The sequence below is a fragment of the Actinoplanes sp. NPDC026623 genome, assembly GCF_040638275.1.
Classification (GTDB): Bacteria; Actinomycetota; Actinomycetes; order Mycobacteriales; family Micromonosporaceae; genus Actinoplanes.
On sequence record NZ_JBEZXZ010000031.1, the window covers coordinates 48,973 to 62,587 of the forward strand.

Genomic DNA, 13,615 nt, shown 5'->3' on the forward strand with positions numbered 1-13,615 from the left:
GCCCTGGTGGTCCAGCTCGACGCCTACCGCACTACCTCACCCGCACGCCACATCGCCTAACCCGATCACTGAAAGGGACCGTCGTGGCCAACGACACCACCATCACCGTCATCGGCAACCTGACCGACCACCTCGACCTGCGGTTCACCCCGTCCGGCGCGGCCGTGGCCAACTTCCGGGTCGCGTCGACACCCCGCTACCTCGACCGCACGTCCGGGGAGTGGCGCGACGGCGAGCCGCTGTTCCTGTCCTGCCACCTGTGGCGCGACCCGGCGGAGAACGCCGCCGAGTCGCTGACCCGCGGCACCCGGGTCATCGTCACCGGGCGGCTGCGGCAGCGCTCCTACGAGACCAGCGAAGGGGAGAAGCGCACCGTCGTGGAACTGGAGGTCGACGAGATCGGCCCGTCGCTGAGGTACGCCCGCGCGACGGTCAAGAAGATGGCCCGGACCGGCGGCCCGGCCGCCCCGGAAACCGCCGCGCCGCGCAGCAACGGCGACGCGTGGGCCACGTCCACCGGTGCCGGCCGCAGCGGAGCCGACTTCACCGAGGAACCCCCGTTCTGATCCGTCTCCGGCAAAAGGGGTACGCGACGCCGCTGGTCGCGTACCCCTGCCCTTGTCGCCCCGCCTCATGGAGAGGACACCGCCGTGACCCGACCTGACGATCCGATCCTGGCGGCGGCGCTCGAGTACGCCGCCGCCGGGTGGCCGGTCTTCCTGCTCGGCCGGACCAAACGCCCGGTCGCCAACTGCGCCGCCTGCCGCACGGCCGGCACCGGCCACGACCCGGCCGCCTGTGCCTGCCTGACCTGCCACGGCTTCCACGCGGCGACCACCGACCCCGCCCGGCTCACCCGGATACGGGTGCGGCACCCGCGAGGGCTGCTCGCGGTGCGGACCGGCGCCGCGTCCGGCACGGTCGTGGTCGACATCGACCCCCGCAACGGCGGCCATCTGATCCCCGCGCTGATGCCGCCGACCGCGTGTGTCCGCACCGGCAGCGACGGCTGGCACCTGTACTACCGCCACCCCGGGCATCCGGTCTCGTCACGGGCGCTGCGCGGCCACCCGGGCGTGGACATCAAAGCCGACGGCGGCTACGTCGCCGCCCCGCCGTCGATCCACCCGGGCACCGGACGCCGGTACGCGTGGGCGCGGCGCGGGCCGGTCGAGGAGATGCCCCCCGCGCTGGCCTGCCTGGTCAAGGCCGACCACGCGCTCACCCTCCCCGCGGCCACCGGCCCGATCACCACCACCGCCGCGGGGGGCATCTCCTACCCCGATCGGCTGCTCGACGCGCACCTGTCCGCCGTCGCCCGCGCCCCCGAAGGCCGCCGCCGCGCGACCCTGTACGGCGCTGCCCGAGGCATCGCACGGATGGTCGCCGCCGGTGCCCTCACCCGCGACGACGCGTGGACCGCCCTGACCCAGGCCGGCCACGCTGCGGCGCAGAGCGACCGGGACATCCGCGCCGCCATCACCGGCGGATTCCGAGACGAGGGAGTCGCCGCATGATCGAGCCCCGCCGACACGACGACGCCCCGAAAATCTCCCAACACGCATGGCACGGCCCGCTCGGCGAAGCCGCCGCCCGGACCGCGCCGTCCACCGAAGCCGACCCGGTAGCCGTCCTCGCCACCGCCTTGGCCGTGTTCGGGGCGATGGCCGGCGACGGCCCGTACGTACGTGTCGGCGGGGCGAAACACGCACCCCGGATCTGGCCGCTGATCATCGGCAAGACCGGCAGCGGCCGCAAAGGCACCAGCTGGCACGAGGCCCGCAACATCGCCGCGACCTGGGGCACCCAGGCCGACGCCTACCTCGGCTTCCGGGTCGCCGCCGGCCTCGCCTCCGGCGAAGGACTGATCGCCGCGCTCGCCGAGGACGACGACGACAGCTCCGGTATCCCGTTCGGCCGGCTCACCATCGTCGAGTCCGAGTTCGCCCGGGTCCTGACCGCAGCGAAACGCGAAGGCTCCACCCTCGGCCCGGTCCTGCGGCAACTCTGGGACGAAGGATCCGCCGCCACCCTCACCAAACAAGCCGTCCGGGTCGACGGCGCCCACCCCATCGTCATCGCCCACGTCACCCCCCGCGAACTCCGGCTGCGGATGGCCGAATCCGACCTCGCCGGCGGCACCATCAACCGGTTCCTGCCCATCTTCAGCGAACGCCCGCACTTACTCGCCCACGAACCCGCACGCCCGGACCTGACCGACCTCGGCAACCTGGTCGGCACCCGACTCCGCGCCGCCCGCGACCGCACCGAGATCGGCCGGGACGCCGCCACCGACCACCTATGGACCGAGGCGTATGCGGCCCTGGCCGAAGACGAACCCGACGGGCCACTCGGCTCCGTACTCGCCCGCGGCCCCGCCTACGTCATGCGCCTCGCCCTGGTCTACGCCCTCGCCGACGGCGCCGCCACCATCGCCGCCGAACACCTACTCGCCGCCCTCGCCGTCTGGGACTACGCCGCCCAAACCGCCCGGATCCTGTTCGCCGACACCATCACCAAAACCAGCCGCGACAAGCTCACCCACTTCCTCCGCGTGGCACCCGACGGCCGGACCCGCACCGAGATCACCGCCAAATGCTTCGGCGGCAACATCGCCGGAACCGACATCGAAGCACTCCTGACCGAGTTCGCCGACGCCGGACTCATCGACACCATCGCCACCAAACCCGCCCGCGGCCGACCCACCACCCTCTACCGCTGGACCGGCCCCACCAGCACTACGTCAGGCCTCACCGGGCTACTCGCCACACGAACTTACGAAGTTACGAAATAAATGCCCTGACCTGCGGAAACGCCGCGCACCCCGGCTACGAAGTAAACGAACTAAGTCCCGCCAGCCACCGACTTACTTCGTTTACTTCGTACCACCCGTCCGGCACAAAACCGCAGGTCAACCGACATATTTCGTAACTTCGTTAGTTCGTAGCCCCGAGCGCTACACCGCGATGAACAACTGCGGTAACTCCGCCAGCGACGCGCGCACCTCTCGGTGCCGCTGGCGTCGGGCTTCCTCATCCTGCACCGCCGCCTTGTACGCCTCGCACAGACGGGCAGTCATCGCTGGGTCCGCCGACTTGCCCCCCAGCCGCTCGTCAAGCCGACGGAGCATCTCGTCGACGATCCCCTGCGCCCAGGAGGACACCCCTTCACTGTTGTAGCTGCGCAGAATGCTTTTCTCGTGAGGAGAAAGGCTCATCCACAGCGACACAGGGAACGAGGCTTCTCTTCCGGCGGGGTAGTAGACCCTGCCCTCGCCGACCGAGGGCATCTTGCCGCCGAAATACTTCGACCCACCGCGGAGCACATCGCGAACGTGGGAGGCCAGGAACATGTCCCCCTCCTCGCACTCGAATGTTGGGTAGTGCGGGTCTACCTCCACGTAGCTTCGCGACAGGTCGTTTCCGCTCTGCCAGACGACGTGCCAGTGGGGTGGATTGTTTGCGCACTTGTCAGGGTGATAGTTCACCACCCCCCACGGAACACCGTTCAACGTCCCGTCATTCGCGATCAACGGGGTTTCCCGAAGCTGTCGGAAGACAGCGAGCGTGACCTGCTTGCCCTTCAACGTCAGTGTCTTGATCTCCACACTGGCCGTGTGAATCTCCGCGTTGTGAACGGTGAGGGGCGGCTGCGGCGACACGGAACCTCCTAGATCGACCACCATCACTTATCAGCCTGCCATCTAGACGGCCGCCGGTCACCCTTCGCTCACGGCGGCATCAAGTCTGCTGATCGACTACGCACTCCACCCCGATGCGAAACCGCGCGGACTCCGGACCGCCTGAGAGCCGCATAGACACATTGGTGCGTCCCGTCATACCAACCGCCCCAGGATCTTGGCTCAGCGACGCTCACAGACCGGCCTTCATTTGGCCTCTGTGAGCGTCGCTGAGCTTTCCACCCAAACACCTGCCCGAATGCCGTTGGGGCAGGTAGCGCGCATCTGGAGGCAGAAGAAATGTCACGCAACTCGGAGTATGAGCCGGCGTCATGGGCGATTCCCCGCGCCCGCCGCGCATTCCAGCCAACACCGTCAGCCCCCGCCACCGCAGATCGGCCCGTGTTCCTCACCCCGGAAGAACTCGCCGAGCTACTCAAACTTCCCTCGGTGGAAACCGTCTACCAGTGGCGCCGCAAGCACACCGGGCCGCCCGGCTTCCGCGCCGGACGCCACGTCCGCTACAACCTCGCCGCCGTCCTCGCCTGGGCCGAGCAGGAGACCGGTAAAGCCGCCTGACGACTGTGACCGGCAGCCGCGCCGGCTGCCGGTCACAGGACATCCCTTCCCACCATTGCCCGAAAGAGGATCGTGAACCATGGCAGGGCACATCCAAGACCGCTGGTACAAGACCGAGAAGGACGAGAACGGCAAGCCGCACCGCGTCAAGACTGACCGCCACGGCACGGGCCTTCGATACCGCGCCCGCTACATCGGCCCCGATGGCACCGAGCAGAGCCAGTCATTCCCCGACCGCCAGAAGGGCCGGGCGGAGCAGTGGCTGACGCAGATCAAGGCCGACATGTCAGGCGGCGACTTCATCGACCCGAAAGCCGCCCGGATCACCTTCGGGCAGTACGCGGAGAAGTGGCTGGCCACACTCACATCCGATCCGAGCACCCGCGCCTCCGTCCGGTCACAGATCAGGCTTCACGCAATTCCCTACCTGGGCAAGCGCCCGATGGATTCATTCGAGCCTTCCCACATCCGGGAGTGGCTGAGCGAACTGGAGACCGCGGTGCCCGCCGCCTCCTACCGGCACGTCATCTTCGGCAACGTCTCCGGCGTCTTCATGGCCGCCATCGAGGACCGCCTACGCAAGTCGAATCCGTGCCGCTCCCGCTCCGTCACGGTGCCGCCCACAGCACCGAGCAGGGTGCGTCCCTGGACCGCCATCCGGACGTTCGCCGTCCGCTCTGGCCTCCCGGAGCGGCTCCGAGCGATGGTGGACGCGGCCGGCGGGTGCGGCCTGCGCCAGGGAGAGGTGTTCGGCCTGCCGGTCGATGAAGTGGGATTCGACACTGGGTGGCTGCACGTGGGATACCAGGTCAAGAACATGAGCGGACATCTCGTGTTCTCCCCGCCGAAGCGCGGCAAGGTCCGCGACGTGCCGCTCGCTCCAGCCGTCGCTGACGGCTTCCGGGCCCACGTTGAGCAGTTCCCGCCCGTGGCGGTCACACTTCCCTGGCTCCGGCCTGACGGCCCGCTAGTGACGAAGGAACTCATGTTCACGGCCGAGGAGGGCGGGGCCGTCCGGCGAAGCGACTTCAACACCTACGCCTGGAAGCCCGCCCTGGTCGCTGCCGGAGTCATCCCGCCGCCGGAGCGGGGGAAGCGGCACCAGTCCGCCCGCGAGCACGGAATGCACGCCCTGAGACATTTCTACGCCTCGGTGCTGCTGGACGCGGGCGAGAACATCAAGGCCTTGAGCACGTACCTGGGACACAGCGATCCGGGGTTCACCCTGCGGGTCTACACGCACCTGATGCCGAGCAGCGACAACCGCGCCCGCAACGCGATGGACAGCGTGTACGGCAGGGCCGTTTCCCGCTCCGACGGCCCACAGACGGCCCAGGAGCAGTAAACGAGACGGGGGGCCAACGGGATCACCGCTGGCCTTCCGGTCGTTCTATGGACTCCCTGAGCGCTCTGACCTGCGCTTACAGCGCGCCGAGGTAGCGCTCCCGCTCGTACGGGGTGACCTCGCGCCGGTACTGCTCCCATTCCTGGCGCTTGTTGCGCAGGAAGAAGTCGAAGACGTGCTCGCCGAGCACCTCGGGGATCAGCTCGGACTTGGACATCACGTCGATCGCCTCGGCGAGGTTCTCCGGCAGGGCGTCGTAGCCCATCGCCTTGCGCTCGTTCGGCGAGAGTGACCAGACGTCGTCCTCCGCGCCCGGGGGCAGCTCGTAGCCCTCCTCGATGCCCTTGAGGCCGGCGCCGAGCATGACCGCGAACGCCAGGTAGGGGTTGGTCGCCGAGTCCAGCGAGCGGACCTCGACCCGCGCCGAGTTCGGCTTGCCGAAGGCCGGCACCCGGACCAGCGCGGAGCGGTTGAGGTGGCCCCAGCTCACGAACGCCGGGGACTCGGTGATCCGGTCCGGCAGCTGCATCGGGAAGAGCCGCTTGTAGGAGTTGACCCACTGGTTGGTGACCGCGGTGTATTCCCGGGCGTGCACCAGCAGGCCGGCGATGAACGCGCGGGCCGTCTTCGACAGCTTGAGCGGGTCCTCGCCGTCGTAGAACGCGTTGCGCTCGCCCTCGAACAGCGACAGGTGGGTGTGCATGCCGCTGCCGGGCTGGTCCGTGTAGGGCTTCGGCATGAACGTCGCTCGCACGTGCTGCGAGAGCGCGACCTCCTTGACCACGTGCCGGAACGTCATGATGTTGTCGGCCGTGGTCAGCGCGTCCGCGTAGCGCAGGTCGATCTCCTGCTGGCCGGGGGCGACCTCGTGGTGGCTGAACTCCACCGAGATGCCGATCCGCTCGAGGGCGAGCACTGCCTGGCGGCGGAAGTCGCGGGCCACCGAGTGGGTGGTGTGGTCGAAGTAGCCGCCGCCGTCGACCGGGATCGGCACCGAGCCGTCCAGCGGGCCGTCCTGCACGAGGAAGAACTCGACCTCGGGGTGGGTGTAGAAGGTGAAGCCCTTCTCGGCCGCCTTGGCGAGCATCCGGCGCAGCACGTGCCGGGGGTCGGCCCAGGCGGCGCTGCCGTCGGGCAGCAGGATGTCGCAGAAGATCCGGGCGCTCTCGCCGCTGACGCCGCCCTCGAACGGGAAGACCTGGAACGTGGTCGGGTCGGGCATCGCGACCATGTCGGACTCGGAGACCCGGGCGAAGCCCTCGATGGCCGAGCCGTCGATGCCGACGCCCTCCTCGAAGGCGGACTCCAGCTCCGCGGGTGCCACGGACACACTCTTGAGGGTGCCCAGCACATCCGTGAACCAAAGCCGGACAAAACGGATGTCGCGCTCTTCGAGCGTACGAAGCACGAACTCCTGCTGTCGGTCCACGTCAACCCCTCGTGCTTGCCCGGCGATCAGTCTCCCCCGGTCCCATTACGCCGAGATTACGCTGACGGCCCCCCCGGCGGGTCGCCCGGGTGAGTCCCGATGTGGATCACAGATCATCCGGCAGGGGACGGCGACACGCCACGCCCGCGCTGGGGAAGAATGAGGGCATGCCTTCGCTGCGTGTCGCTCTCGCCCAGGTGAACTCCACCGTCGGGGACATCCCCGGCAACGCCGCCGCCGTACGGCACTGGACCAGGACCGCCGCCGAGGCCGGCGCCCAACTCGTCGCGTTCCCCGAGATGATGATCACCGGCTACCCCATCGAGGATCTCGTCTTCCGGGACTCGTTCGTCGCGGCGTCGCAGGCCGCCCTGCACACCCTCGCCGCCGACCTGGCCGCCGACGGCCTGGGCGACGTCGCCGTGATCGTGGGCTACGTGGACTCCGACGGCCCCGCGCCGACCGACTCCGCAGCCCTGCCGGGAACGGGGCGGCGCGACGCCTCGGCGCTGCTGCTCGGCGGCGAGATCGTCGCCACCTACTTCAAGCACCACCTGCCCAACTACGGCGTCTTCGACGAGGACCGCTACTTCGAGCCCGGCGACTCCCTCACGGTCGTGCGCCTCGGCGGCGTCGACGTCGCGCTCACCGTCTGCGAGGACGTGTGGCAGGCCGGCGGGCCGTTCGCCGCCGCCGGCCGGGCGGGGGTCGGGCTCGTGGTGAACATCAACGCCTCCCCGTACGAGCTGGACAAGGACGATGTCCGGCTGCCACTGGTCAAGCGCCGCGCCGCCGAGGCCGGCGCGACGGTCGCGTACGTGAACATGGTCGGCGGCCAGGACGAGCTGGTCTTCGACGGCGACTCGATGATCGTGACCGCCGAGGGTGAGCTGCTCACCCGGGCCGGGCAGTTCACCTCCGAGCTGCTGATCCACGACCTCGAGCTGCCGGCCGCGAGCTACACCTCCAACCCGTCCGGCGACGCCGGCGCCGCGCCCCGCGCCTCGGCCGTGGCGCCGCTGGGCGAGCAGCGGGCCGACGACGGCATGGGCATCGAGCGCGTCGCCGCCGGCACCGCGCTGCGGCCGCTCGTCGACGGGCCGGCGGTCGGCGGCATCGCCGAGCGGGTGACCGACGAGGCCGAGATCTGGTCGGCGCTCACCCTTGGCCTGCACGACTACGTGGAGAAGAACGGCTTCCGCTCGGTCGTGCTCGGCCTCTCCGGCGGCATCGACTCGGCCGTGGTGGCCGCCATCGCGGTGGACGCCATCGGGGCGCAGCGCGTCGTCGGCGTCTCGATGCCCAGCGGCTACTCGTCCGGCCACTCCCGGGACGACGCCGCCGAGCTGGCCAAGCGGACCGGCCTCGACTACCGCAGCGAGCCCATCCAGCCGATGGTCGACGCGTTCCTGGCGAACATGTCGCTGTCCGGCCTGGCGGTGGAGAACCTGCAGGCCCGGGTCCGCGGCGTCATCCTGATGGCGCTGTCGAACCAGGAGGGCCACCTGGTGCTGACCACCGGCAACAAGAGCGAGCTCGCGGTCGGCTACTCGACGCTCTACGGCGACTCGGTGGGCGGCTTCAACCCGCTCAAGGACGTGCCGAAGACGATGGTGTGGCGCCTGGCGAAATGGCGCAACGCGGACGCGGCGCGCCGCGGCGGGGAGCCCCCGATCCCGGAAAACTCGATCATCAAGCCGCCGAGCGCCGAGCTGCGCCCGGGCCAGGTCGACAGCGACTCGCTGCCGGACTACGACGTGCTGGACGCGATCCTGGCCGGCTACATCGACGGCGACCAGGGCCACGACGACCTCATCGCGGCCGGCCACGACGCCGCGCTGGTCGACCGGATCCTGCGCCTGGTCGACCTCGCGGAATACAAGCGCCGGCAGTCCGCGCCGGGCACCAAGATCTCGATCAAGGCCTTCGGCCGCGACCGGCGCCTGCCGATCACCAACCGCTTCCGGGAGGGAACCAGGCAAGATAGCTGACTCGCGGGCGGGGTGTGACCGGCTCCACTCAACCCTGACCTGAACGGTGTCCCGGGTGCGACGATTTACCTCACAGACCCGGGGACCGCACGCCGCGGCCTCGAGGGAAGGAGACAGAGATGTCCGAGATCCCCACGCTCTACGGGGGCCCCGCCACCCGCCGCGTCCGCACCCGCGACCTGATCGCGGCCAAGGAGCGCGGCGACCGCTGGCCGATGCTCACCTCCTACGACCAGTACACGGCGACGATCTTCGACCAGGCCGGCATCCCGGTCCTGCTGGTCGGCGACTCCGCGGCCAACAACGTCTTCGGCTACGAGACGACCCTCCCGGTCACCACCGAGGAGATGCTCTCCCTGGTACGCGCGGTCGTGCGCACGACGAAGACCGCGCTGGTCGTGGCCGACCTGCCGTTCGGCACGTACGAGGAGGGCCCGACCCAGGCCCTGCGCACCGCGGTCCGGTTCATGAAGGAGGGCGGCGCGCACGCGATCAAGCTCGAGGGCGGTCGCCGCGTCGCCGAACAGATCAAGGCGATAACCGGGGCGGGCATCCCGGTGATGGCGCACATCGGCTTCACGCCGCAGAGCGAGCACACCATCGGCGGCTACCGGGTGCAGGGCCGCGGCAGCGGCGCGGAGGAGGTCATCGCCGACGCCCGGGCCGTGGAGGACGCGGGGGCGTTCTCGGTGGTGCTGGAGATGGTGCCGGGCGAGGTCGCCAAGCAGATCACCAAGGAGCTCGCCATCCCGACGGTGGGCATCGGCGCCGGCCCGGACACGGACGCTCAGGTGCTCGTCTGGCAGGACATGGCGGGCCTGCGCACCGGCAAGGCGCCGCGCTTCGTGAAGCGCTACGCCGACCTGTCGGGCGTGCTGACCGAGGCGACGCGCCGCTTCGCGGACGAGGTGCGCGGCGGCGAGTTCCCCGCCGAGGAGCACACCTTCTGAGCCGGGCGGTGTCTCGGGCAAGATCGGATCAGTGGCACACTTCGTCCATGTCCGTTCCTGCCCGAGTCAGCCTTGCCACCCTCGGCGTGACCGACGTTGCCCGCGCGACGGAGTTCTACGAGTCGCTGGGCTGGCGCCTCTCCCCCGCCTCGGTACCCGGGGTGGTCAGCTTCTTCCACACGGCCGGCGGCCTGCTGTCGCTCGTGGCGACGAATGACATCGCGGCCGACGCGGGCCTGGCCGCACGCGCCGCGCCCGCGAACCTGACGACGGAGTTCCGCGGCACGATGCTGGCGATCAACGTGGAGAGCCCGGCTGCGGTGGACGAGGCGCTGCGCACCGTGGTGCAGGCGGGCGCGACCCTGGTCAAGGCGGGCGGCGCCGCGGAGTGGGGCGGCTACCTCGGCTACTTCACCGACCCGGACGGGCACCTCTGGGAGATCACCCACAACCCGGCCTGGCCCCTGGACGAGGCGGGCGTCCCGCACCTGCCGTGACGGCCGCGCCCCGGGTCCACACGCGGCACCCGGCCGGATCGGCGGTAAGCCGGATCGGTCAGGCCCTCGAACAGAGCGCTTCCGGTCGCGATCAGGCCCGCTCGACGAGGACGCTGCGGACAGCGGGCCGGTCGCGATCAGGCCCGCTCAAAACGGACGCTGCAGATAGCGGGCCGGTCGCGATCAGGCTCGCTCGAAGAGGACGCTGCGGGTTTCGGGGTCGGCCTCGGTCAGTCGGACCCGGATGCGTTCGCCGAGCGGCAACTCGCCGAGGCAGCGGGCCTGCACCGCCGGGTCGTCGATGGCGACGGTGCCGCCCCGGGGACGCCGGTTCTGCTTCTGTGCGGCACCCGGCTGGGCCTGCTCGGGCGCCGCCGCCGCCGGCTGGGCGGCCGGTTTCGGCGGTGCGTCGATGTCGAGCACGCCGGCCTCGAAGGTCTCGCCCACCCGGTGCGCGAGCAGCACCGCCTCCGCCAGGGACACCGCACCGCGATCGGCCGCCGAGGCGACCCGGTCGGTGGCGGCCATGCTCCTCGGCAGCCGGGGCAGCGCCTCGCGGGCCCACTGCGGCACCGGCCGTCCGTCGTGCAGGGCCAGGCAGACCTCGGTCGCGTAGCGGTCCGCGAGGCGGCGCAGCGGCGCGGTGACGTGTGCATAGGGCGAGCCGACGCCGCCATGACCCGTCTCCGCCGGCGGCTCGCCGTCGAAGGCCGTGTAGGCGGCACCGCGGAGCAGGTCCGCTGCCTGGTTGAGGAACGCGGCGCCGCGCGGGCTCGCCGGGTCGACCGACGCCACGACGGCACCGACGGAGTCGTCCTCGGGCCAGGCGACGCCGAGCGAGCCGGCCGCGGCCCGCAGCCGGAAGACCGCCTCTGGCTTGGGCGCGGGCATGGTCCGCAGCAGGCCGATCCCGCCCTCGAGCATGAGCATCGCCGCGGCCATGCCGGTGAGCAGCGAAATCTGGGCGTTGTGCTCCTCGACGCCGAGCGGCGCACGCAACACCAGCCGCCAGCCGTCGCCGTCGGGCTCGACCTCCTGCTCGGGCAGCGGCAGGCTGACGGCCCCCCGGTCCGCCGCCCGGCGGGCCAGCAACGCCCCGAGTTCGGGCAGCAGCGCGATCGGCTCGGGCGCGGTGCCGGCGTCGACGGCGGCCTGCAGCCCGGCGTAGTCGAGCTTGGCCCGGCTGCGCACCCGCGCCCGTTCCAGGGCGATCGCGGCGATCGCGCCGTCGCCGTCCACGTCGATGGTCCACAGCACGGCGGCGCGGTCGACGTCGGGCAGCAGGCTGACCGCGCCCTCGCTGAGCAGCGGCGGATGCAACGGAATCTTTCCGTCCGGCAGGTAGATCGTCTGCCCGCGCGCCCAGGTCTCCGCCTCGAGCGGGCCGCCCGGCCGCACATAGGACGCCACGTCGGCGATGGCGTAGCGCACCCGGTAGCCGCCGGAGGCGGTCCGGCTCAGCGCCATCGCCTGGTCGAGGTCGCGGGACGTCGCCGGGTCGACCGTGACGAACGGGATGTCGGTGCGGTCGACCGGCGGCAGCGCGGTGGCGCCGGCGGCCTCCTGCGCCTCCCGCATCGCGTCGGGCGGGAACTCCGCGGGCAGCTCAAGCTCCCGGCGCAGCACGGAGAAGTCGATGCTCGGCGCCCACACCCTGTTGATCGGCACGGCTCATTCCTACCAGGCGCGCACGAGCAAGGGGCCGCACCGAGTCGGCGCGGCCCCTGCTCGTGCGGCGGTGCGGATCAGCGTTTCGCGGCCGCCTTGCGCGCCGGAGCGGCCGAGGTGGCGGCGCGGGTGTTGCCGGCCGCGATGGCCTTTCGTGCCGCGGCGGGCGTCGGCGCCCTCTTGACCCGGCCCGCGTTGGTGGTGGAGTTCTTGGTCATCGTGGCCGGCTTGGCGTTGGTGGCCTTACCCGCGCCGGTTGCCCGGCCCTTCGCGGCGGCCGCGTTGGCGGCGCTGCGGGCGGTGGCCTTCTTCGCGGCGGCGATCTTGGCGGCCGTGACGGCCGCGGACCGGGCCGCGACCGCGGCGGCAGCGGACTTCGCGGCCGCCGACTTCACCGCGGTCGCCTTAGCGGTCGTCGACTTGGCGGCCGTCGCCCGCACGGCTGTGGACTTCGCGGCCTTGGCTCGCGTGGTGGTCGACTTCACGGCCGGCGACTTCGCCCGCGCCGCCGTCGACTTCAAAGCCGTTGACTTCACGGCCGCCGACCTTGGCCGTACCGCCGTCGGTTTCGCGGTCTTGGCCCGCGTGGCGGCGGACTTCGCGGCAGTGGCCTTGGCCGCCGTCTTGCTCGCGGAGGCCTTCTTCGCAGCGGTCGCCTTGGCTGCGGCCGACTTCGCCGCCACCTTGGCGGCCGACGCCCTTCCGGCCACCGGCCTCGCGACCGTCGACTTCGCAGCCTTGGCCCGGGCGACGGACGCCTTCACACCCGTCGCCTTCGCAAGGCCGGAACGCGCGGTGGTCGCCTTCGCAAGGCCGGAACGGGCGGTGGTCGCCTTCGCAAGGCCGGAACGGGCGGTGGTCGCCTTCGCCGCGCCGGAACGCGCAGTGGCCGCCTTCGCCGCGCCGGAACGCGCAGTGGCCGCCTTCGCCGCGCCGGAACGCGCGGTCGCCGCCTTCGCAGCGCCGGAACGGGCGGTGGTGGGCCGCGCGGCCGAGGGCCGGGCAGCGGCCGCCGACTTGGCGACCGCCTTCTTCGCAGCCGCGGCCTTCGCAACCGCTGACTTCGCAACCGCCGACTTGGCTACTGCCTTCTTCGCGGCCTCGGACCTGGCGACCGCGGACTTCGCAACCGCCGCCTTGACCGCCGAGGCCGACTTGGCCATCGTGCGCTTGGCGGCCCCGGCCTTGGCGGACACGGCCTTCGCGGCGGTCGTCGCCTTCGCCGCGGACGCCGTCGCACCGGCGGACCGCGCCACCGCGGACTTCGCCGCCGAAGCGGCCTTGGCCGCGGACGCCTTGGCCGCGGACGCCTTCGTCACGGACGTCTTCGCCACGGACGTCTTCGCCACGGACGTCTTCGGCACGGCGGACCGCGCGGACGTCGACCTGGTCGCCGTCTTGGTGGCGGGCGCCTTGCCGGCCGCGCCGGACCGGGCGGCCGTCGCCTTGACCGCGGTGGCCCGGCCGGCGGTGGACC

Annotated in this window: 13 protein-coding genes; 9 read left to right on the forward strand and 4 right to left on the reverse strand. The window is 71.3% G+C overall.

From position 1 onward, the window contains the following. Positions 1-83: 83 nt before the first annotated feature. The 3 genes from AB0F10_RS12705 (at position 84) to AB0F10_RS12715 (ending at position 2,794) form a co-directional block, all read left to right on the forward strand. Complete coding sequence (locus AB0F10_RS12705; RefSeq protein ID WP_360623121.1) at positions 84-566, forward strand: single-stranded DNA-binding protein; 483 nt, start codon at positions 84-86, stop codon at positions 564-566. Between the two features lie 84 nt (positions 567-650). Next, positions 651-1,517 (forward strand): bifunctional DNA primase/polymerase, encoded by an 867-nt coding sequence (locus tag AB0F10_RS12710; protein ID WP_360623123.1) that lies wholly within the window; start codon positions 651-653, stop codon positions 1,515-1,517. Continuing rightward, positions 1,514-2,794: a DUF3987 domain-containing protein gene (locus AB0F10_RS12715; protein WP_360623125.1), complete on the forward strand. Its 1,281-nt coding sequence runs from the start codon at positions 1,514-1,516 to the stop codon at positions 2,792-2,794. The genes AB0F10_RS12710 and AB0F10_RS12715 overlap by 4 nt, the downstream gene beginning before the upstream one ends. A 162-nt stretch (positions 2,795-2,956) precedes the next feature. On the opposite strand, the gene AB0F10_RS12720 is transcribed toward AB0F10_RS12715, so the two are convergent. Then, positions 2,957-3,661 carry a hypothetical protein gene (locus AB0F10_RS12720; RefSeq protein WP_360623127.1) on the reverse strand — a complete coding sequence of 235 codons (705 nt, stop codon included), beginning with the start codon at positions 3,659-3,661 and terminating at the stop codon, positions 2,957-2,959. 318 nt (positions 3,662-3,979) lie between these two features. Between AB0F10_RS12720 and AB0F10_RS12725 the strand changes: the two genes are divergently transcribed. Next, positions 3,980-4,258, forward strand: a complete 279-nt coding sequence (locus AB0F10_RS12725; RefSeq protein WP_360623129.1) for a helix-turn-helix domain-containing protein — start codon at positions 3,980-3,982, stop codon at positions 4,256-4,258. 79 nt (positions 4,259-4,337) lie between these two features. After that, positions 4,338-5,603, forward strand: a complete 1,266-nt coding sequence (locus AB0F10_RS12730; RefSeq protein WP_360623131.1) for a site-specific integrase — start codon at positions 4,338-4,340, stop codon at positions 5,601-5,603. Positions 5,604-5,679: 76 nt separating this feature from the next. On the opposite strand, the gene AB0F10_RS12735 is transcribed toward AB0F10_RS12730, so the two are convergent. After that, on the reverse strand, positions 5,680-7,032 hold the full coding sequence (locus tag AB0F10_RS12735; RefSeq protein WP_360623133.1) for a glutamine synthetase family protein: 1,353 nt from the start codon (positions 7,030-7,032) through the stop codon (positions 5,680-5,682). A 167-nt stretch (positions 7,033-7,199) separates the two neighbouring features. Here AB0F10_RS12735 and AB0F10_RS12740 point away from each other — a divergent pair, with 167 nt between their 5' ends. The 3 genes from AB0F10_RS12740 to AB0F10_RS12750 all read left to right on the forward strand — a co-directional run bounded on the left by AB0F10_RS12740 (position 7,200) and on the right by AB0F10_RS12750 (position 10,470). Further along, the gene (locus tag AB0F10_RS12740) at positions 7,200-9,023 is read left to right on the forward strand and encodes an NAD+ synthase (protein ID WP_360623135.1); all 1,824 of its coding nucleotides are present in this window, start codon (positions 7,200-7,202) and stop codon (positions 9,021-9,023) included. A gap of 119 nt (positions 9,024-9,142) precedes the next feature. Further along, on the forward strand, positions 9,143-9,973 hold the full coding sequence (gene panB / locus AB0F10_RS12745; protein WP_360623137.1) for a 3-methyl-2-oxobutanoate hydroxymethyltransferase: 831 nt from the start codon (positions 9,143-9,145) through the stop codon (positions 9,971-9,973). Positions 9,974-10,020: 47 nt separating this feature from the next. Further along, positions 10,021-10,470, forward strand: coding sequence for a VOC family protein (locus AB0F10_RS12750; RefSeq protein ID WP_360623139.1), 450 nt, complete (start codon positions 10,021-10,023; stop codon positions 10,468-10,470). Between the two features lie 183 nt (positions 10,471-10,653). Here AB0F10_RS12750 and AB0F10_RS12755 read toward each other — a convergent pair whose 3' ends face one another. Together AB0F10_RS12755 and AB0F10_RS12760 are read right to left on the reverse strand one after the other, a co-directional pair. Beyond that, positions 10,654-12,138 (reverse strand): RNB domain-containing ribonuclease, encoded by a 1,485-nt coding sequence (locus tag AB0F10_RS12755; protein ID WP_360623141.1) that lies wholly within the window; start codon positions 12,136-12,138, stop codon positions 10,654-10,656. A gap of 77 nt (positions 12,139-12,215) precedes the next feature. Beyond that, a complete protein-coding gene (locus AB0F10_RS12760) occupies positions 12,216-12,356 on the reverse strand; it encodes a hypothetical protein (protein WP_360623143.1) in 141 nt (46 codons plus the stop codon). On the opposite strand from AB0F10_RS12760, the gene AB0F10_RS12765 reads away from it, so the two are divergent. Beyond that, on the forward strand, positions 12,349-13,615 hold a 1,267-nt coding region (locus AB0F10_RS12765), incomplete at its 3' end, for a hypothetical protein (protein ID WP_360623145.1). The two genes, AB0F10_RS12760 and AB0F10_RS12765, sit on opposite strands and share 8 nt — an antisense overlap.